The sequence below is a fragment of the Bacillus sp. B2-WWTP-C-10-Post-4 genome (assembly GCF_009183805.1).
In the GTDB taxonomy this organism is placed as follows: domain Bacteria; phylum Bacillota; class Bacilli; order Bacillales; family Bacillaceae_G; genus Bacillus_A; species Bacillus_A cereus.
In genome coordinates, this window is record NZ_WEII01000012.1 from 1 (window position 1) to 20,287 (window position 20,287).

A 20,287-nucleotide genomic window follows, 5' to 3' on the forward strand; every position below is an offset into this window, starting at 1 on the left:
ATTAGAAAATTAGAAGTGAAAATAGTATGTATAAGAGCCATTCTAAAATTTGTAATCTGTGAATTGGGAAAATATTGAATGCTCCAGGTCAGTACACTTTCTTGCCTAAACGTATTTACGAAAGTGACCTCAATATTTTAAATTAAATCAACGGGAGAATTGAAAGGCAGGAGAAAGTAACATGTCAGAAAATTATCGTTCTCGCGAGGAGCGACGACAAGTTAAAAAGAAAAAACAACCAGCTTCTAAAACACAAAAACCAAAAGGTAAAACATCATTTTTCCGCAAGTTTTTAATTACTTGTTTATTACTTGGTATTGTAGGTTTAGTGGCGGGGGTTGCTACCTTTTTCGTAATGATTAAGGACGCACCAAAACTGGAAAAAGCAAAACTTGTTAATCCGTTATCCTCAAAAATTTATGATAAAAACGGGGATTTGGTATATGAATATGGAAAAGAAAAAAGGACGAATGTTACGTATGATCAAATACCTAAATTAGTAGAAAATGCATTTTTAGCGACAGAAGATTCACGTTTTTATGAGCATAGCGGAGTAGACTTTAAAGGTACTGCCCGTGCTGTTTTAGTGAGTCTTAAAGGAGATTATGGCTCTCAAGGTGGAAGTACGATAACACAGCAAGTTATTAAAAACTACTTCTTATCAATGGACAAAACACCAAAGCGTAAGGCGCAAGAAATATATTTAGCTTATAAGCTAGAACAACAGTATTCAAAACATGAAATATTAGAGATGTACTTAAATAAAATTAACTTAGGTAATCGTTCATATGGTATCGCAACAGCAGCACAAAACTACTATGGTAAAGAATTGAAGGACTTAACATTACCAGAAGTTGCGATGCTTGCAGGTTTACCGAAAGCACCGAATAACTATGATCCAACGAAAAAAGAAAATGTTCAAAAAGCAACAGAAAGAAGAAATGTTGTTCTAAACTTAATGAATCGACATGGATATATAACAAAACAGGAAATGGAAGAAGCAATAAAAGTTGACGTAGAAAAGGGACTCAAGCCTGCAGCTCAACTACAAACAATGCCATACCCTGCATTTATGGATGCAGTTGTGAAAGAAGTAGAAAAAGAATTGCCAGATGCTAATATTGGTTCTGACGGTTTAGAAATTTATACAACGTTAGATCCGAAAGCACAGAAACTTGCTGATAATATTTTAAATAATAATATCATTGATTATCCAAACGATAAATTCCAAGGTGCATTCACATTTATGGATACGAAAACAGGAGAAGTTCGTGCTATAGGTAGTGGCCGTGGAGAAAATAAAGCTGTATTTAAAGGGCATAATATGGCAATTGAATTAGATCGTGCAGCTGGTTCAACGATGAAGCCAATTTTCGACTATGCTCCTGCAATTGAATATTTAAAATGGGCTACGTATCATCAAATCGATGACTCTCCATTTAAGTATTCAACGGGTCAAGAAGTTCGAAATGCAGATAGAAGTCATATGGGTCCAATTACAATGCGTGAAGCATTAAAAATGTCGCGTAATATTCCTGCAATTAAAACTGCAAAAGAAGTAGGGATTAGTAAATCGAAAGAATTCTCTGAGAAACTAGGTATTACATTTAATACAGCACCGACAGAATCGACAGCGATTGGTACAAATGAAGTATCGCCAACTGAAATAGCGGGTGCTTATGCGGCATTTGGTAATGAAGGTAAATATACGAAACCGCATTTTGTTAAGAAAGTCGTTTATCCAGACGGTAAGTCACAAAGTTTTGGACAAAAACCAAAACAAGTTATGACAGATTCTACCGCATACATGATTACTGATATGCTTCGTTCTGTAGTTACATCAGGTACTGGTACATCGGCAAATGTAGGCTCTTTAGATGTAGCTGGTAAAACGGGTACGACAAACTATTCATCAAAGCAATTAGCTCAATATAAAATTCCAGAAAGTGCAACTCGTGATAGTTGGTTCGCTGGATATACACCGCAATATACGATGGCAGTATGGACTGGGTATATGAAAGATGGTAAAGACGAGTATATTAGTAGTAAAAATACGAAAATTGCACAGTTGATCTTTAAAGAAATGATGAGCGAAATGGCTACAGATAAATCACGCTTTAAAATGCCAAGTAGTGTTATTCAAGAAGGTAGTGAGCTACGTATAAAAGGTGAAAAACGTGATTCATCGCCAAATACTAGCGTACCGGATACAACGGAGCAACCAAAACAAGATCAACAGCAAAAAACTGAAGAAGAGAAAAAGCAAGAAGAATTAAAGAAACAAGAAGAACTGAAAAAACAAGAAGAACAAAAGAAACAAGAGGAACTTAAGAAGCAAGAAGAACAAAAGAAACTAGAAGAGCAAAAGAAACAAGAAGAACAAAATAATGGAAATGGCCAAGGAACGACACCTCCAGCAAATAACGGAGGAGGTCAAGGAAATACGACACCTCCAGCAAATAATGGAGGAGGTCAAGGAAATACGACACCTCCAGCAAATAATGGAGGAGGTCAAGGAAATACGACACCTCCAGCAAATAACGGAGGAGGTCAAGGAAATACGACACCTCCGGCAAATAATGGAGGAGGTCAAGGAAATACAACTCCACCAGCGACCACACCACCAGAGACTGGCGGTAATGCAGGAGAGACCCCTGCTAATAATGGGCAATAAGAAAAATTTATAAAAAATATTAAAAAGCACTTAAGATTTGTGGAAATTACAATCTTAAGTGCTTTTTTCGTTTAAATGTAGTAGCTATGAAATGATGTGTTTTAAATGTTAAACGTACCATGAAAATTTTGAAAATAAATTGATGGGAAATGATAAAAGACTTGAGCCTGAGGTAGTGGAGGATAACTATGGCTATGAATGGGAGTACTACTGGGGTGTGTACCATGATGCCAAAATGATGGGGTAACTTGACCGGGAATTTGATATTGCTGCCAAGTTGCGGGAAGTTCAATTCCTACATCGGAGCTAGCTGTATGAACTGCAGGAACATGTATCCCAGGAGTCGAAGGAACTACGGCAGTTACTCTTAATAATACCCACATGAAATATTCACTCCTAAGTTGAGTTAATAAATTAGTATATTCTTTTCACACGTATAAAGGTACATATATAGGACTTTCGTTTAAAACATGCGTACAAAGTCTTAAGACTAATGTAAGCTGATGGTGGACTATTTAATATGAAAAGATACGTCTATTTGCGGAGGGAAAAGAGATAAAAAAAATATACAATGAGGGTGTTAATCGTAATATTTTACGAGTGTATGGAGGTATTTTTATGGAACGATTATGGACGAAATCATTTATTCAAATGACTTTCGCAATGTTATTTTTATTTACAGGATTTTATTTACTTGTTCCAACGCTCCCGCTCTTTATTAAAGAGATAGGTGGCAATGAATCGCAAGTTGGACTTATGATGGGGATGTTTACAATAGCTGCTGTTGTAATACGACCGATTATTGGAGGAATGTTAGATCAATATGGTAGAAGATCCTTTATTATTTTCGGACTCATCTTTTTTGGCTTAACGATGTACTCCTATAATATAGCATCGACTATTGTCCTTTTAGCTGTTTTACGTGTTATTCACGGAGTAACATGGGCTGTTTCTACAACAGCTGTTGGAACAGCAATAACGGATATTATTCCAGATTCACGCCGCGGTGAAGGTATGGGGTGGTATGGGATGGCGATGACAATTGCAATGGCGATTGGACCTATGATTGGATTATGGGTTGTGCAAAATTATTCATTTGATGGTCTATTTTTATTAGCGACGTTGTTATCTTTTATGGCAGTTGTATTATCATTAATAACGAAGATCCCATTTACGCCACAAAAAGAAAAAGGGAAAATTCAGCTATTTGAGAAATCCGTATTAACAATCACGATTGTAGTATTCTTTTTATCGTTTGCATATGGAGGAATAACAACCTTTTTACCGTTATTTGCATCATCAATTCATGTAAACCCGGGAACTTTCTTTCTTGTATATGCAATTGCATTAACAATTGTAAGACCAATTTCAGGGAAACTATTAGATAAGTATGGAGAAGTATTCATCCTACTTCCAGCATTATGTATTACTATTTTAGCTATAGTTGTTTTAACTATCTCAAATGGTTTGATAGGTGTAATTATCGCAGCAACATTATACGGTATTGGATTTGGTTCAGCGCAGCCAGCTTTGCAAGCGGCAATGCTTACAATTGTCGATCCGAGTAAAAGAGGAGTTGCAAATGCTTCATTTTTTACAGCGTTTGATTTAGGAATCGGGTTAGGTGCTATTTTACTTGGAGTTGTTTCACAAATGTTTGGTTATCGTATTTTATTTTCAGGGAGTGCAATTTCAGCATTGATAGCCTTAATTATTTTCGTCTTCTTTGTAAAACAACGATTAGGAAAAAAAGAGTTTGCGTAAACTGGAGGAATAAAGATGAGAATTTCAATTGATCGTAAAGCTCTGCAATGGTTCCAGGAAGAATTACGTATAAAGCACGGTGAATCTGTACGTTTTACTGTAAGGTACGGAGGGGATAGTTCAATTCAGCCCGGATATTCTTTAGGGGTTGTTGCTGAGAAACCCGATGGCGAAATAGTGTCAGTTGAGAAGGAAGGTATTATATTTTTTGTAGATTCTGATGATCTTTGGTATTTTCAAAACTATGATTTATTTGTAAGTTATCATGAGGAAATGGAAGAAATTCAATTTAATTATGTAAAATAATAACTTTATTAAAAATGAATAAGTTTTATATAAAAATTATATTTAAGAGATAGTGAAATAAATATCATATAGTAACGAGCTGTATTTATGTACAGCTCGTTTTTTCTATTTCTCAAATAAAATTAGAATAATTGTATATTTGGCGGTGTTATATGAAAAATCTTTATATTTTGTTTTTGAAAATACGCAAAGAAGTCTATCCTTTCTTTATAAAATATAAGAATTATTTTCAAAAAATTGTATTGTTACAGTAAGAAAAGTGTAGGAAACTTATCATTATAAAATAAATTGAAATCTTCTAAAAACTCTGATACATTGAAATAGAAATGTAGTTTCACAATATTGTAAAGGCTTACAGTTATGTGCACGAAGATCTATTAGGATTGGAGGAAATAATGATGAAAGCTGAAGAAAAATTTTCCCCGGGATTAGATGGTATAGTGGCAGCGGAGACGAAAATCTCGTTTCTTGACACAGTAAAAGGTGAAATTGTAATTCAAGGGTATGACTTAATCGAACTCTCAAAAACAAAAGAGTATTTAGACATTGTGCACCTTTTATTGGAGGAACATCTACCGAATGAAGATGAAAAAGTAACACTTGAAAAGAAATTAAAAGAAGAATATGCAGTACCAGAAGGTGTATTCAACGTACTAAAGGCATTGCCTAAAGAGACGCATCCCATGGATGGATTACGTACAGGTGTGTCAGCGTTAGCTGGTTACGATAATGATATCGAAAACCGCTCGTTAGAAGTGAATAAAAGCCGAGGGTACAAGCTGTTAAGTAAAGTGCCAAACATTGTAGCAAATAGCTATCATATTTTAAATAATGAGGAGCCAATTGAACCTCTTAAAGAATTATCTTATAGTGCGAATTTCTTCTATATGTTAACTGGTAAAAAACCAACTGAACTTGAGGAAAAGATCTTTGATCGTTCCCTTGTTTTATATAGTGAGCATGAAATGCCAAACTCTACATTTACAGCTCGCGTTATTGCATCAACACAATCAGATTTATACGGTGCTCTAACAGGTGCAGTTGCATCTTTAAAAGGAAGTTTACATGGCGGTGCAAATGAAGCGGTTATGTACATGCTTTTAGAAGCTGGTAATGTTGAGAAATTTGAAGAGTTATTACAGAAGAAACTATATAACAAAGAAAAAATTATGGGCTTTGGACACCGTGTTTATATGAAGAAGATGGATCCAAGAGCACTTATGATGAAGGAAGCTTTAAAACAGTTATGTGATGTAAAAGGTGATTATACACTATATGAAATGTGTGAAGCTGGAGAAAAGATTATGGAAAAAGAAAAAGGAATTTATCCAAATCTTGATTATTATGCAGCTCCAGTATATTGGATGCTAGGTATTCCAATTCAACTTTACACACCAATCTTCTTTAGCTCTAGAACAGTGGGGTTATGTGCGCACGTTATTGAGCAACATGCAAATAATCGTTTGTTCCGTCCTCGTGTAAATTATATTGGCGAGCGACATGTACTTAGTAAATAAGAACAACTGGGGAGTTGTTAGCGCCGCCCGCCAGATGGGTGTTTGACCGACACCCATCATTAATAATAACGAATTTTCGACAGAAAGGGAAGAATAGCATGATTAAAACAAATGAAATTAAGCAAAAAGATGCATTATTAGAAGAGATTACCGATTATGTATTAAATAAAGAGGTTACTAGTGCAGAAGCATTCAGTACAGCTCGTTACGTATTACTTGATACACTTGGATGTGGAATTTTAGCACTGCAATATCCAGAATGTACGAAATTACTAGGACCAGTTGTGCCAGGAACAATCGTGCCAAATGGTACACGTGTACCAGGTACGTCTTATGTACTAGATCCAGTAAAAGGTGCATTTAATATCGGATGTATGATCCGTTGGTTAGACTATAACGATACTTGGCTTGCAGCAGAGTGGGGACATCCATCTGATAACCTAGGCGGAATTTTAGCAGTTGCAGATTATATTAGCCGTGTTCGTATTTCAGAAGGAAAAGAAGCTTTAAAAGTACGTGAAGTATTAGAAATGATGATTAAAGCACATGAAATTCAAGGCGTGCTTGCTTTAGAAAACAGCTTAAACAGAGTTGGTCTTGACCATGTATTATATGTAAAAGTAGCAACAACTGCAGTAGTTGCGAAAATGCTTGGCGGAACACGTGAAGAAATCTTTAATGCATTATCACATGCGTGGATTGATAATTCTAGTCTTCGTACATATCGTCATGCTCCAAATACGGGCTCACGTAAATCATGGGCTGCAGGTGACGCAACGAGCCGCGGTGTTCATCTTGCAATGACTGCTCTAAAAGGTGAAATGGGTTATCCAACAGCATTATCTGCGCCAGGATGGGGATTCCAAGATGTATTATTCAATAAACAAGAATTAAAATTAGCAAGACCACTAGAGTCATATGTAATGGAAAATGTATTATTTAAAGTGTCATATCCAGCAGAATTCCATGCACAAACGGCTGCAGAATGTGCAGTGAAGTTGCATCCGGAAATTAAAGAGAGATTAGATGGAATTGACCGTATTACAATTACAACTCATGAATCAGCAATTCGTATTATTGATAAAGAAGGTCCATTAAATAACCCAGCTGATCGTGATCATTGTTTACAATACATTACGGCAATTGGTTTATTAAAAGGAGATATCGTTGCAGACGATTATGAAGATGCAGTAGCAAACGATCCACGTGTAGATGAATTACGTAATAAGATGGTTGTTGTTGAAAACAAACAGTACAGTTTAGATTACCTTGATCCGAACAAGCGCTCAATCGCCAACGCTGTTCAAGTTCACTTTAAAGATGGCACAGTAACAGAAAATGTGGAATGTGAATATCCACTTGGTCACCGCTTCCGTAGAGACGAAGCAATTCCAAAAGTTGTTCAAAAATTCACTGCAAATATGGCAGGTCATTATTCTAGTAAGCAACAAGAACAAATTCATGAAGTTTGTTTAAATGAAGAAAAACTAGAAAATATGAATGTAAACGAATTTGTAGATCTATTCTTAATTTAATAATAGGGGGAATTTAGAATGGCTTGGGTTGTGAAAAAGCAGTCAACACAAGAGGAGCTTGCGAATCGATTCCGAGCTTTAGTAGAAGCAAATGAAATTTTGCAAATTCCAGGTGCTCATGATGCAATGGCAGCTCTTGTTGCAAAAAATACAGGTTTTTCAGCTCTTTATTTATCAGGAGCTGCTTATACTGCAAGTAAAGGCTTACCAGATTTAGGTATCGTGACGTCTACTGAAGTGGCTGAGAGAGCAAGAGATTTAGTAAGAGCTACAGACTTACCTGTTCTTGTTGACATTGATACAGGATTTGGTGGTGTACTAAATGTGGCGAGAACAGCTGTAGAAATGGTGGAAGCGAAAGTAGCAGCTGTCCAAATTGAAGATCAGCAATTACCAAAAAAATGTGGACATTTAAATGGTAAGAAACTTGTTACTACAGAAGAATTGGTTCAAAAAATTAAAGCGATTAAAGAAGTTGCACCGAGCTTATACATTGTAGCACGTACTGATGCTCGCGGCGTTGAAGGATTAGATGAAGCAATTGAAAGAGCAAATGCATATGTAAAAGCAGGTGCAGACGCAATTTTCCCCGAAGCGCTTCAATCAGAGGAAGAATTCCGTCTATTTAATAGTAAGGTAAATGCACCTTTGCTTGCGAATATGACTGAATTCGGAAAAACTCCATATTATAGTGCAGAGGAATTTGCGAATATGGGCTTCCAAATGGTTATTTATCCTGTAACTTCACTTCGCGTTGCAGCGAAAGCATATGAAAATGTGTTTGCTTTAATTAAAGAAACAGGTTCTCAAAAAGATGCACTTTCTAATATGCAAACGAGAAGTGAATTATACGAAACAATTTCATATCATGACTTTGAAGAGTTAGATACTGGTATTGCAAAAACAGTATTATCAGAAGATCAATAGATAAAGCAGCGAAGGCGATGAAAATACATCTTTGGCAAAATAAAATGCTTGATGTGAAAAATCATCGCCTTCTATTTTCAAAAAAGATATTCCACTCATCGTAGACGAGCATAAGCAAAAAGCTATGAAAGCCGAATGATAGGGGGATACATATGGAGAAAACGAAGTTACCATGGGATGAATTTTTTTCACTTAATAAAGATATAAATCATACTTACTTTACACCAGAAGATTTTTCAGGTGATGAAGATTTAATCGCAAAAACGACAGAACAATTCGTTAAACAAGAAATTGTTCCACAAATGGAGAATATTGAACAACATAACTATAAAGTTTCTCGTCAATTATTTGAGAAAGCTGGGGAACTTGGATTATTAGGCATTGAGGTACCAGAAGATTATGGCGGGTTCGAGTTAGGAAAGGCTGTCTCAGGTCTTGTAGCAGAGAAAATGGGTTACGCTGGTGCGTTTAGCGTTTCTTTTAATATACACGCTGGTGTAGGTACATTGCCTTACATATATTATGGAACGAAAGAGCAAAAAGAAAAATATTTACCGAAAATCGCATCGGGAGAATGGATTGGGGCTTATGCTTTAACTGAGCCAAATGCTGGTTCGGATGCATTAAGTGCAAAAACAAGCGCCATATTGAATGAAGAGGGAACAGCTTGGAAGTTAAATGGTGAGAAGCAATGGATTACAAATGCTCATATGGCAGATGTATACGTTGTTTTTGCGAAGACAAATAAAGGAATGACAGCGTTTATTGTCGAAAGAACATGTGAAGGTGTATCTATTGGATTAGAAGAAAAGAAAATGGGGATTAAAGGTTCTTCAACAGCGACTCTTATTTTAGAAGATGTTGTCATCCCTGCTGAAAATGTTTTAGGGGAAGTTGGGAAAGGGCATCACGTAGCCCTTAATATTCTTAACTTTGCTAGACTTAAACTTGCTTTTGGGAATATTGGAACAGCAAAACAAGCAATTGGTTTGTCGGTTCAATATGGAAAAGAGCGAAAACAGTTCCAAACGGAATTAGTAGACTTTACGATGATTCAAGAGAAAATTGCAAATATGATTATTGCTACATATGGAGCCGAAAGTGCAGCTTATCGTACAGCAGGTGTAATCGATGAAGCAATTCATGAGAGCGATGAAGATCTTATGAAGAAAATGTCTCAATTTGCAATTGAATGTGCACTGAATAAAGTAAATGCTTCTGAAACACTTGCTTATATCGTAGATGAAGCTGTACAAATTCATGGTGGTTACGGTTATATGCAAGAGTATGAGGTAGAACGATTATATCGTGATGCAAGAATTAGTCGTATTTTTGAAGGAACGAACGAAATTAATAGATTAACAGTTGCTAAAATGTTAATGAAACAAATCGAACAATTAGAAGATACTGAAGTAGAAAGTAATGTAGCAAATGTAGAAAGAAACCATCGTTACATTTTATTAGCGAAAAAATTGTTGAAACAATCTTTGAAAACGCTCTCTAAAACTCCAGGTCTAAAAATTGACCAAGAACAAGAATATTCACGTGTAATATCAAATATGTTGACGGACGTGTACATCATGGAATCAGCGTTTTTACGTACGAGAAAAGCGGTACGTAAAAATGGAGAGGAAAAAGAACGTACGAAGCAACTCATAACGGATGTTATTTGTGAAGAAGGATACCGTAAAGTAGAAGAAGCGGCGATTTCTGTACTTTCAGCAGCTGTCACAAAAGAACAAGATAGAAATGTGATTTTAGCTGAAATCCGTCAATTATTAGTGCCTTTATACACGAACGTATTTACGAAGAAGAGAGAAATTGCGAAAGCTATTATAAATCGCGGGAAATATATTGTGTAAATAGGGGGAAAGCGATATGAAAAAGATTGGTTTTATCGGTTTAGGTAACATGGGTCTTCCAATGTCAAAAAATCTAGTTAAATCAGGTTACACAGTATATGGCGTGGACTTAAATAAAGAGGCGGAAGCGTCCTTTGAAAAAGAAGGCGGAATTATCGGTCTATCAATCTCAAAACTAGCAGAAACATGTGATGTAGTTTTTACAAGTTTACCTTCACCTCGCGCTGTTGAAGCGGTATATTTTGGAGCAGAAGGATTATTTGAAAATGGTCACTCGAATGTAGTTTTCATTGATACAAGTACGGTATCGCCGCAGTTAAACAAACAATTAGAGGAAGCTGCAAAGGAAAAGAAAGTAGACTTTTTAGCAGCACCTGTGAGCGGTGGTGTAATCGGAGCCGAAAACCGAACATTAACGTTTATGGTTGGTGGATCAAAAGAGGTATATGAGAAAACGGAATCTATCATGGGCGTACTAGGCGCGAACATTTTCCACGTTAGTGAGCAGATTGATAGTGGTACAACTGTTAAGTTAATTAATAACTTATTAATTGGTTTTTATACAGCTGGTGTGAGTGAAGCTTTAACATTAGCGAAAAAGAACAATATGGATTTAGATAAAATGTTTGATATTTTAAATGTAAGTTACGGTCAAAGTAGAATTTATGAACGTAATTATAAAAGTTTTATAGCACCTGAAAACTACGAGCCAGGATTTACTGTGAACTTATTGAAGAAAGATTTAGGATTTGCAGTTGACTTAGCTAAGGAAAGCGAACTCCATTTACCGGTAAGCGAAATGTTACTAAACGTATATGACGAAGCGAGTCAAGCTGGATATGGTGAAAACGATATGGCTGCTTTATATAAGAAAGTTAGCGAGCAATTAATTTCTAATCAAAAATAAATTATACAAAGGAGAGAATACAATGATTACAACTGAAATTAAACGAGTAAAAAATCACATTAACGGTGAGTGGGTTGAATCGACAGGTACGGAAGTAGAAGCAGTTCCAAATCCAGCGACTGGAAAAATTATCGCTTACGTTCCACTATCTCCAAAAGAAGATGTTGAAAAAGCTGTTGAAGCGGCAAAAGCAGCATTCGAAACATGGTCTAAAGTACCAGTTCCAAATCGTTCAAGAAATTTATATAAATATTTACAGCTATTACAAGAAAATAAAGATGAGCTTGCAAAAATCATTACGCTAGAAAATGGTAAGACGCTAACGGATGCAACAGGTGAAGTACAGCGTGGTATTGAAGCGGTAGAACTTGCAACATCTACGCCAAATTTAATGATGGGTCAAGCACTTCCGAATATCGCTAGCGGAATTGATGGATCGATTTGGCGCTACCCAATCGGAGTTGTTGCTGGTATTACGCCATTTAACTTCCCGATGATGATTCCGTTATGGATGTTCCCACTTGCAATTGCTTGCGGTAATACATTCGTATTAAAAACATCTGAAAGAACGCCACTTTTAGCGGAGCGACTTGTAGAATTATTCTATGAAGCAGGTTTCCCAAAAGGCGTATTAAATTTAGTACAAGGCGGAAAAGATGTTGTAAATAGCATTTTAGAAAATAAAGATATTCAGGCTGTTTCGTTCGTTGGCTCTGAGCCGGTAGCTCGTTACGTATATGAAACAGGTACGAAACACGGAAAACGTGTACAAGCGTTAGCAGGTGCGAAAAACCATGCGATTGTAATGCCAGATTGCAATCTTGAGAAAACAGTACAAGGTGTAATTGGATCTGCATTTGCAAGTAGTGGAGAGCGCTGCATGGCATGCTCAGTAGTAGCAGTAGTGGATGAAATTGCTGATGAATTCATTGATGTATTAGTAGCAGAAACGAAAAAATTAAAAGTAGGCGATGGCTTTAACGAAGAGAACTATGTTGGACCATTAATCCGTGAATCTCATAAAGAGCGCGTTTTAGGCTACATTAATAGCGGTGTAGCAGATGGGGCAACTTTATTAGTAGATGGCCGTAAAATTAATGAAGAAGTTGGAGAAGGTTACTTTGTAGGTGCGACAATCTTTGATGGCGTGAATCAAGAAATGAAAATTTGGCAAGATGAGATTTTTGCTCCAGTATTAAGCATTGTACGAGTTAAAGATTTAGAAGAAGGTATTAAACTAACAAATCAATCTAAATTTGCAAATGGTGCAGTTATTTATACATCAAACGGTAAACATGCACAAACGTTCCGTGATAATATCGATGCTGGTATGATCGGTGTAAACGTAAATGTTCCAGCACCAATGGCATTCTTCGCATTTGCAGGAAATAAAGCGTCATTCTTTGGTGATTTAGGTACAAATGGTACAGATGGCGTTCAATTCTATACACGTAAAAAAGTTGTAACTGAGCGCTGGTTTTAATATAAAATAAACAGCCAAATTAGTTATTAAATGAAAACCACCACTATTAATAGTGGTGGTTTTCATCTTGTTAATTACTTTTTTCAAAAGCAAGTTTAATACCAAAACCAATTAAGACGACTCCCGTTAACCCTTGAATATAACGCTGCGTCTTCGGTTTTTTCATAAAAGCACTAATTTTATCAATTAAAAATATATAAAAAGCGAACCAAATGGCTGTTAAAACGAGGTAAGTAAGGCCCATTACGAGTAGTTGGATAAACGTATTATGATTTGGATTTAAAAATTGCGGTAAAAACGTTAAAAAGAATACTGCAACTTTAGGGTTTAATAAATTCGTAAGAAACCCTTGTCGAAAGCAAGAGGTGTGTTCATCTTCATTATTTAAAGATATATCGTTCGTATCAATGCCTTCTTTATTTCTTACTGCTAAAAGGGCTTTAATACCAATATAAATTAAATATAGAGCCCCAACGTACTTGAAAATAGAAAATAAAAGAGCTGACTTTACAATAAGTGCAGAAAGACCAATTACAGCAGCTAAAGTATGAATTAATAGTGCAATACATGTACCAAACACTGTTTTCACTCCACCGACTTTACCAGCAACCAATGTATTTTTCGTAGCCATTGCTGTATCTGGACCAGGTAAAATGATAAGGCAAATAGACATAATGATGAAAAGAAGATAATTTTCTATCATAGCCGCCCCTCCTTTTTATTTTTAGAATATTTGATTAAAATCAGTGTAGCACAAAAATGGATTTAATAAAATTAAATTTTGTTAAAAATAATTAAATAAAAAAGGCTATATAGTAGCTGTAATTACACTACTATATAGCTTCGATTTTATCCCGCTATTTGCGGGTAGTAAGATTTTCACCGCACAAGATTTAGCTGAAGCAAAGAAGTTAGGTAGGGGATGAACAAAACATCCCCTCATGACAATTTCATTTTATGCATTAAGTAAGTTAAAGAAACGATTCACATCTTCTTCTGAAACGTCACTTAACTGTTTATATTTATAATTCGGATTTTGATCTTTATCAACGACAACGGAGCGTACTCCCTCGAAGAAATCTTCATGTCTCATGAAATTTTTAGCAAGTATAAGGTCCGTAGCGAAACATTCTTCAACGGATTTATCTTTTCCATCAATAAACTGTTTTAATGTTACTTTTAGTGAAATAGGGGATTTTGATAACAGTGTTTCTTTCGTTTTTAGAGCAAAGGAACTTTCATCTTTCTCCAATGAATGGATGATTTCTTCAATTGTATCGAAAGCAAAATGTGAATTGATTACTTCTAATGAAGGAGCAAGCTCGCTTTCTAAGTTTGGAGCAGTTGCAAATGTACGAATAACTTCTTTTAAATTAGTATGTACATCATCTTCTTTATGCCAATTTACACTTTCAAGTTCAGTAAGAAACTCTGGTAATGAATCAGATGTCATAAAGTAATCAGCAGCATTAATAAATAATACGTCAGAAGCTTTTAAAATAGATGCTGTTAAAGCAACGAATCGTCCTGTATATCCAGGCGCTTTATTTAAGAAATATGCAGCTCCGACGTCTGGGAAGAAGCCAATATTCATCTCTGGCATTGCCCATTTCGTACGCTCAGTTACAATGCGATACTTCGCACCATTTGTAAGACCGACACCACCGCCCATTACAATTCCATCTAAACAAGCAATAATCGGTTTTGTATATTGATAAATATATGTATCAATTTCATACTCTTCTTCAAAAAAACGTTCTGCATGTTGCAATGCCACTTCATTGGAACGCGCTTCATAAAGAGTTTTAATGTCGCCGCCTGCACAAAAACCTTTTGTGCCAGCTCCTTTTAACACGATAAGTGCAATACGCTCATCGTGTTCCCACTCTTTAAGTTTTTGTCCGATAGGTTGTAACATGTCATAAGATAAAGAATTAAGTGCTTTTGGACGGTTTAAAGTAATTGTCGCAACGCCGTTTTCACTAACAGAAAATAAAACTTGTTCAGTCATAATGCATCCTCCCTTACATATCTTCTTATTCTTAATTCTTGATATGTACTGAAATGTCCTTTATAAATTTTGTCAAAAGTTGACGGTAAATATTAATTTGGTCACTGCATATTTTGACGAGTTATCTTTGCAGGATTTCAGAGACTGAGGGGGAATATTACAACATTACTGTAAGTGTAATTATTTGAAGTTATAATGATAAAAGCGCTATTATATAGGTGTGAAATGTTCATTATCAATTCTAAAAGTGTGTTTGAAGAAAAAATAAATCGTACAATTGTAATAAAAAATTTTACACTGAATTAGAAATAGAGAAAGGAGAAATCGGAATGCCAGGACCTTTACTATTGTCGGTTATTATTTTGTCTTTTTTAATGATAGGAATAACGCAGTATTTTCATCATACAGATACGACAGAAGAAGTGAAGGATAAAGTACGTCTCGTATTTCCGATTTTTATAATATCTATTTCATTCTGTATTTTATTAAATAAAGATGGCTACATTGTCGCAGTGTTCTCATTTTTCGTCGCAATCGTCTTAATTACCGTTTTATATTATGTAATGAAAGACTTTATACAAAAATAAAGATGTCATAATAGGCATTTTTATTTTGGGGAAAATATAAAATTTCACATACCGTATTTTATATAAAATACATAAAGCATATAACAATAGAAAAGTGTGTACTTTGCTGTGTATGTACTTGTCAATCTTGCATAGCCACTATACTATTAAAATGTAGAGATTATAAAAAGGGGTTGTATCTATCATGAAATTTGAGATGCACACAAAAATTATTTCAAATGAAAAAGAAGTAAGATTACATATTGAAGAAAATATATTTCAATTAATATTGGATGGCTATCACTTATTTACAGTTCAAGAAATATTGCCTTTATATAAATCAAATGAAGAAAGAATTGGAAGTGCAACGATATTGAAGCTAGAGTGGGAGAACGGAAAAACTACAATAAACTATCAACTCGTTTCACTAAAATCAGTAAATTAAAAGGAGTAGAAAAATATGAAGTTATTTCATACAGCGGATTGGCATTTAGGTAAGCTTGTTCATGGCGTGTATATGACTGAAGACCAAAAGATTGTATTAGATCAGTTTGTACAGGCTGTTGAAGAAGAAAAACCAGATGCTGTAATTATTGCAGGGGATTTATATGACCGAGCAATTCCACCTACAGAAGCAGTAGACTTATTAAATGATGTGCTGCAAAAAATAGTTATTGATTTGCAAACACCAGTTATTGCGGTAGCTGGTAATCATGATAGTCCGGATCGTATCCATTTTGGAAGTAGTTTAATGAAAAAACAAGGATTACATATTGCAGGTCAATTTCAATTCCCGTATGAACCTGTTGTACTAAATGATGAATATGGAGAGGTTCACTTCCATCTAATACCGTATGCAGACCCAAGCATAGTGAGGCACGTGTTGAAAAATGAAGACGTACGTTCTCATGATGATGCGATGCGCATTTTTATGAATGAGCTCTCTGAAACGATGGATAAAGAAGCTAGACATGTATTTGTTGGACATGCATTTGTAACTTCTTCAGGAGAAGCGGAGGAGAATACAAGTGATGCAGAACGACCACTTTCAATTGGTGGTGCTGAATATGTAAATAGTCATTATTTTGATAAGTTTCATTACACAGCGCTTGGACATTTACATCAAGCGCATTTCGTACGTAATGAGACGATTCGATATTCAGGTTCACCACTTGCCTATTCAATTTCTGAAGAGAAACATAAAAAAGGTTATTACATTGTAGAACTGAATGAAACTGGTGAAGTAGCAATTGAAAAAAGATTACTTTCACCACGTCGTAAAATGCGAACAGTAGAAGCGAAAATAGATGAATTATTACAGCACCCAGTAAGTGAAGATTACGTATTTGTAAAATTATTAGACGAAAACCCTGTCTTACAGCCGATGGAGAAAATACGATCTGTATATCCAAATGCAATGCACGTTGAAAGAGCGATGCAAAGGCGAGAACTCACAGATACAAATGAAGTAACTGTTTCAAGACATAAAACGGATGATTTATCTCTTTTAAAGGCTTTCTATAAAGAAATGAAGGGGTTAGATTTATCAGAAGAGAAAGAACGCCTATTTATAGATGTATTACAAACAGTGCAAGAACGGGAAGGTGAACGAGGATGAGACCGATTCAGCTTATTATGACAGCATTCGGGCCATATAAACAGAAAGAAATAATCGATTTTGAAGATCTTGGAGAACATCGTATTTTCGCTATTTCTGGGAATACAGGAGCTGGAAAAACAACGATTTTTGATGCGATTTGTTATGTGTTATATGGTGAGGCTAGTGGAGAAGAACGTAGTGATACGAGCATGCTTCGAAGTCAATTTGCTGATGATAATGTTTATACAAGTGTTGAATTAACCTTTCAGTTAAAAGGGAAACGCTATGAAATAAAACGACAACTTGGACATAAAAAACAAGGGAATAAGACTATTACAGGACATGCAGTAGAATTATATGAAGTTATTGATGGAGAAAACGTTCCAGCCGTCGATCGTTTTCATGTAACAGACGTAAACAAAAAAGTGGAAGATTTAATTGGGTTAAGTAAACATCAATTTAGCCAAATTGTTATGTTACCCCAAGGGGAATTCCGAAAACTATTAACATCTGAGACGGAAAACAAAGAAGAGATTTTACGTCGTATTTTTAAAACGGATCGTTATAAATTAATGCGTGAGTTACTTGATCAAAAGAGAAAACAATGGAAAGACGTCTTACAAGAAAAACAAAAAGAGAGAGAGCTCTATTTCCGTAATGTTTTTAAATTACCAATCCGTGATGGAGCATTATTAGAGACATTAGTGGCACAAGAACATGTAAATACGCATCAAGTAGTAGAAGCGTTAGAACAAGAAACAACCGTGTATAAGGCAGAGGTTGAGCAATTACAAGTAGAACAAGATGTTCAAACGAAGCAATTAAAGGATGCAGAAACACGTTTTCATGCAGCAAAATCTGTAAATGAGAAATTTATAGATTTACAACAAAAGAATGAGAAATATAACACTTTACAAGAGAACCGTGCAGCAATTGAAAGGAAAGAAAAATTCTTTAAACGTGCGGAACAAGCAAAGCGCTTATTACCATTTGAACAATGGTATGAAGAAGCGATGGAAAATGAGCAGAAAGCTGAAAGTTTGTTAAAACAGATAATCGTCAAACAAGAACAGATAATGAATAGCTTTGAACTTGCTCAGGAGAAGTATGAAGTAGTAAAGAATAAAGAAGCTGAACGAGAAGAGGCTAAAAAACTTGTTCAAAGATTAGAAGAGTTACAAGCGATTATTGAATCATTAGCTGAGAGAAAGCTGAATTTACAAAATGCCGAAATTCAAATAGGGAAATTAAAAGAAAGTATGCAAAAGTTAGATCAACAACTAGAAGAGCATACAAACCAAAAACAGAGAATGTCTGATGAATTGCAGCAATTAGAACAAGCACTTGAGCAATATGTAGCTAAAGTGGAAGAACTAACGAATATGCGAGAAGATGCAAAAGTTTTAAAACAAGCATATGATGTTTGGCAAGAAAAACAAAAATTCGAGCAAGAAAAAGAAGCGGCAAATAATAAAATGCAAGTGGCAGTTCGTGCATATGAAAACATGGAGCGCCGCTGGTTAAGTGAACAAGCTGGTATATTAGCTCTTCATTTACATGACGGTGAATCTTGTCCGGTATGTGGTAGTACGAGTCATCCACAAAAAGCTACAGAGCAAAGTAATGCGATCGATGAAAAAGAGTTAAACGATTTAAGAGATAAGAAGAACATTGCTGAAAAATTCCATGTGCAAGTAGAGGAGAAATGGAATTTCTATCGACTACAATATGAACAAGTGATAGAAGAAGTTGTGAAGCGCGGCTACAATTCGGAAAAATTAGCTGAAACATATAGTGCACTTGTTCAAAAAGGAAAACAATTAGCTGCAGATGTTAATACGTTAAAAGCAAGTGAAGAAACACGTAAGCAGATTGCTGCGAACATGAAAAGCGTAGAAGAAAAAATAGAAGAACTTCAGAAACAAAAACGAGAATTGGAAACAATGCAGCACCGTACAGAAATGGAGTGTATGCAACTTCGTACGTCATATGAACATGATAAACGAAATATTCCAGAAAACTTACAAACAGTACAAGCTTGGAAAGCACAGTTTGACCAAGCTATGCAGGAACTTAGGTTAATGGAGGACGAATGGAAGAAAGTGCAGGAAGCGTATCAGCATTGGCAAAATGAAAATATACGTATTCAAGCAGAACAAAAAGGTGCTTCTAATCAATTTGAAAGTGCAAAATTAAAGAAAGAAGAGACTTTCGCACGCTTTATGAAAGAGCTAGAACAAAGCGGGTTTACAGATGAATTCACGTATAAAAAAGCCAAATTAAGCGATCCCGAGATGGAGATGTTACAAAAAGAAATTCAAGGTTATTATTCATCGCTTGAAGTGCTTGCAAAACAAATTGAAGAGTTAAACTCAGAATTAAAAGATAAAGAGTATATGGATATTACATCTTTAGGTGAACACATAAAAGAACTAGAAATTAATCTCGATATCATTAAAGAAAAACGTCAACGTGCGCAAAATGCGGTAACATATATTTCTGATTTACATCAAAACATTAGACGTATTGACGAACAAATTCACGAGGAAGAAAAAGCCTTCCAAGAACTTGTTGATTTATATGAAGTAATGAAAGGTGATAACGAAAGTCGTATATCATTTGAACGTTACATCTTAATTGAGTATTTAGAACAAATTGTTCAAATCGCAAACGAACGACTACGTAAATTATCAAATGGACAATTTTATTTAAAACGAAGTGAGCGAGTTGAAAAAAGAAACCGTCAAAGTGGATTAGGTTTAGATGTGTACGATGCATACACTGGCCAAACGCGCGATGTAAAAACATTATCCGGCGGAGAGAAATTTAACGCATCACTTTGCTTAGCGCTAGGAATGGCAGATGTCATTCAAGCATATGAAGGCGGTATTTCCATCGAAACGATGTTCATCGATGAAGGGTTCGGTTCATTAGATGAAGAATCATTAACGAAAGCAGTAGATGCCTTAATTGACTTACAAAAATCAGGCCGATTTATCGGTGTCATCTCACACGTTCAAGAGCTGAAAAACGCAATGCCAGCTGTATTAGAAGTAACGAAGCAGAAGGATGGATGTAGTCAGACAAGGTTTGTGGTGAAGTAATACCTTTAACCATCGATTTTTCCACTCGTTT

16 protein-coding genes are annotated in these 20,287 nt (G+C 35.4%); 13 read left to right on the forward strand and 3 right to left on the reverse strand.

Features of this window, described 5'->3' with window-relative positions; translation table 11 throughout:
* The first annotated feature begins 181 nt into the window (after window positions 1–181).
* Window positions 182–2,674, forward strand: coding sequence for a PBP1A family penicillin-binding protein (locus GBN78_RS08155; RefSeq protein WP_001293943.1), 2,493 nt, complete (start codon window positions 182–184; stop codon window positions 2,672–2,674).
* A gap of 101 nt (window positions 2,675–2,775) precedes the next feature.
* Here GBN78_RS08155 and GBN78_RS08160 read toward each other — a convergent pair whose 3' ends face one another.
* On the reverse strand, window positions 2,776–3,057 hold the full coding sequence (locus tag GBN78_RS08160) for a hypothetical protein (RefSeq protein WP_000270092.1): 282 nt from the start codon (window positions 3,055–3,057) through the stop codon (window positions 2,776–2,778).
* A 235-nt stretch (window positions 3,058–3,292) separates the two neighbouring features.
* Here GBN78_RS08160 and GBN78_RS08165 point away from each other — a divergent pair, with 235 nt between their 5' ends.
* From GBN78_RS08165 to GBN78_RS08200, 8 genes are all read left to right on the forward strand, one after another.
* On the forward strand, window positions 3,293–4,438 hold the full coding sequence (locus GBN78_RS08165; RefSeq protein WP_152127170.1) for an MFS transporter: 1,146 nt from the start codon (window positions 3,293–3,295) through the stop codon (window positions 4,436–4,438).
* A 15-nt stretch (window positions 4,439–4,453) separates the two neighbouring features.
* Window positions 4,454–4,744 (forward strand): HesB/YadR/YfhF family protein, encoded by a 291-nt coding sequence (locus GBN78_RS08170; protein ID WP_001222842.1) that lies wholly within the window; start codon window positions 4,454–4,456, stop codon window positions 4,742–4,744.
* Between the two features lie 395 nt (window positions 4,745–5,139).
* Window positions 5,140–6,261: a citrate synthase gene (gene mmgD, locus GBN78_RS08175; RefSeq protein ID WP_002041090.1), complete on the forward strand. Its 1,122-nt coding sequence runs from the start codon at window positions 5,140–5,142 to the stop codon at window positions 6,259–6,261.
* 98 nt (window positions 6,262–6,359) lie between these two features.
* Window positions 6,360–7,796, forward strand: a complete 1,437-nt coding sequence (gene prpD / locus GBN78_RS08180; RefSeq protein ID WP_030025555.1) for a 2-methylcitrate dehydratase — start codon at window positions 6,360–6,362, stop codon at window positions 7,794–7,796.
* Between the two features lie 18 nt (window positions 7,797–7,814).
* Window positions 7,815–8,723 (forward strand): methylisocitrate lyase, encoded by a 909-nt coding sequence (gene prpB, locus GBN78_RS08185; RefSeq protein WP_000312639.1) that lies wholly within the window; start codon window positions 7,815–7,817, stop codon window positions 8,721–8,723.
* Window positions 8,724–8,875: 152 nt separating this feature from the next.
* A complete protein-coding gene (locus GBN78_RS08190) occupies window positions 8,876–10,585 on the forward strand; it encodes an acyl-CoA dehydrogenase family protein (protein ID WP_000415985.1) in 1,710 nt (569 codons plus the stop codon).
* Window positions 10,586–10,601: 16 nt separating this feature from the next.
* Window positions 10,602–11,492: an NAD(P)-dependent oxidoreductase gene (locus GBN78_RS08195; RefSeq protein WP_000719411.1), complete on the forward strand. Its 891-nt coding sequence runs from the start codon at window positions 10,602–10,604 to the stop codon at window positions 11,490–11,492.
* A gap of 22 nt (window positions 11,493–11,514) precedes the next feature.
* Window positions 11,515–12,975 (forward strand): CoA-acylating methylmalonate-semialdehyde dehydrogenase, encoded by a 1,461-nt coding sequence (locus tag GBN78_RS08200; protein ID WP_000633347.1) that lies wholly within the window; start codon window positions 11,515–11,517, stop codon window positions 12,973–12,975.
* 70 nt (window positions 12,976–13,045) lie between these two features.
* Here the strand turns inward: GBN78_RS08200 and GBN78_RS08205 are convergent, their stop codons facing one another.
* Both GBN78_RS08205 and GBN78_RS08210 read right to left on the reverse strand, forming a co-directional pair.
* Window positions 13,046–13,678, reverse strand: coding sequence for a LysE family translocator (locus GBN78_RS08205; protein WP_000572358.1), 633 nt, complete (start codon window positions 13,676–13,678; stop codon window positions 13,046–13,048).
* A 252-nt stretch (window positions 13,679–13,930) separates the two neighbouring features.
* On the reverse strand, window positions 13,931–14,986 hold the full coding sequence (locus tag GBN78_RS08210) for an enoyl-CoA hydratase/isomerase family protein (RefSeq protein ID WP_000139776.1): 1,056 nt from the start codon (window positions 14,984–14,986) through the stop codon (window positions 13,931–13,933).
* Between the two features lie 329 nt (window positions 14,987–15,315).
* Between GBN78_RS08210 and GBN78_RS08215 the strand changes: the two genes are divergently transcribed.
* The 4 genes from GBN78_RS08215 to GBN78_RS08230 all read left to right on the forward strand — a co-directional run bounded on the left by GBN78_RS08215 (window position 15,316) and on the right by GBN78_RS08230 (window position 20,256).
* Entirely contained in the window at window positions 15,316–15,573 is a 258-nt protein-coding gene (locus GBN78_RS08215; protein ID WP_001119404.1) for a hypothetical protein, read from the forward strand.
* Window positions 15,574–15,757: 184 nt separating this feature from the next.
* Entirely contained in the window at window positions 15,758–15,997 is a 240-nt protein-coding gene (locus GBN78_RS08220; protein WP_000667346.1) for a DUF2584 family protein, read from the forward strand.
* Window positions 15,998–16,012: 15 nt separating this feature from the next.
* Window positions 16,013–17,170 carry an exonuclease SbcCD subunit D gene (locus GBN78_RS08225; RefSeq protein WP_000765150.1) on the forward strand — a complete coding sequence of 386 codons (1,158 nt, stop codon included), beginning with the start codon at window positions 16,013–16,015 and terminating at the stop codon, window positions 17,168–17,170.
* Window positions 17,167–20,256: an AAA family ATPase gene (locus GBN78_RS08230; RefSeq protein ID WP_152127172.1), complete on the forward strand. Its 3,090-nt coding sequence runs from the start codon at window positions 17,167–17,169 to the stop codon at window positions 20,254–20,256. Before GBN78_RS08225 ends, GBN78_RS08230 begins: the two co-directional genes overlap by 4 nt.
* Window positions 20,257–20,287: the final 31 nt, after the last annotated feature.

Bases quoted from the DNA above. Each gene is read 5' to 3' on its own strand.
- GBN78_RS08155 (WP_001293943.1), top strand. From the start codon at position 182: ATGTCAGAAAATTATCGTTCTCGCGAGGAGCGACGACAAGTTAAAAAG.
- GBN78_RS08160 (WP_000270092.1), bottom strand. From the start codon at position 3,057: ATGTGGGTATTATTAAGAGTAACTGCCGTAGTTCCTTCGACTCCTGGG.
- GBN78_RS08165 (WP_152127170.1), top strand. From the start codon at position 3,293: ATGGAACGATTATGGACGAAATCATTTATTCAAATGACTTTCGCAATG.
- GBN78_RS08170 (WP_001222842.1), top strand. From the start codon at position 4,454: ATGAGAATTTCAATTGATCGTAAAGCTCTGCAATGGTTCCAGGAAGAA.
- mmgD (WP_002041090.1), top strand. From the start codon at position 5,140: ATGATGAAAGCTGAAGAAAAATTTTCCCCGGGATTAGATGGTATAGTG.
- prpD (WP_030025555.1), top strand. From the start codon at position 6,360: ATGATTAAAACAAATGAAATTAAGCAAAAAGATGCATTATTAGAAGAG.
- prpB (WP_000312639.1), top strand. From the start codon at position 7,815: ATGGCTTGGGTTGTGAAAAAGCAGTCAACACAAGAGGAGCTTGCGAAT.
- GBN78_RS08190 (WP_000415985.1), top strand. From the start codon at position 8,876: ATGGAGAAAACGAAGTTACCATGGGATGAATTTTTTTCACTTAATAAA.
- GBN78_RS08195 (WP_000719411.1), top strand. From the start codon at position 10,602: ATGAAAAAGATTGGTTTTATCGGTTTAGGTAACATGGGTCTTCCAATG.
- GBN78_RS08200 (WP_000633347.1), top strand. From the start codon at position 11,515: ATGATTACAACTGAAATTAAACGAGTAAAAAATCACATTAACGGTGAG.
- GBN78_RS08205 (WP_000572358.1), bottom strand. From the start codon at position 13,678: ATGATAGAAAATTATCTTCTTTTCATCATTATGTCTATTTGCCTTATC.
- GBN78_RS08210 (WP_000139776.1), bottom strand. From the start codon at position 14,986: ATGACTGAACAAGTTTTATTTTCTGTTAGTGAAAACGGCGTTGCGACA.
- GBN78_RS08215 (WP_001119404.1), top strand. From the start codon at position 15,316: ATGCCAGGACCTTTACTATTGTCGGTTATTATTTTGTCTTTTTTAATG.
- GBN78_RS08220 (WP_000667346.1), top strand. From the start codon at position 15,758: ATGAAATTTGAGATGCACACAAAAATTATTTCAAATGAAAAAGAAGTA.
- GBN78_RS08225 (WP_000765150.1), top strand. From the start codon at position 16,013: ATGAAGTTATTTCATACAGCGGATTGGCATTTAGGTAAGCTTGTTCAT.
- GBN78_RS08230 (WP_152127172.1), top strand. From the start codon at position 17,167: ATGAGACCGATTCAGCTTATTATGACAGCATTCGGGCCATATAAACAG.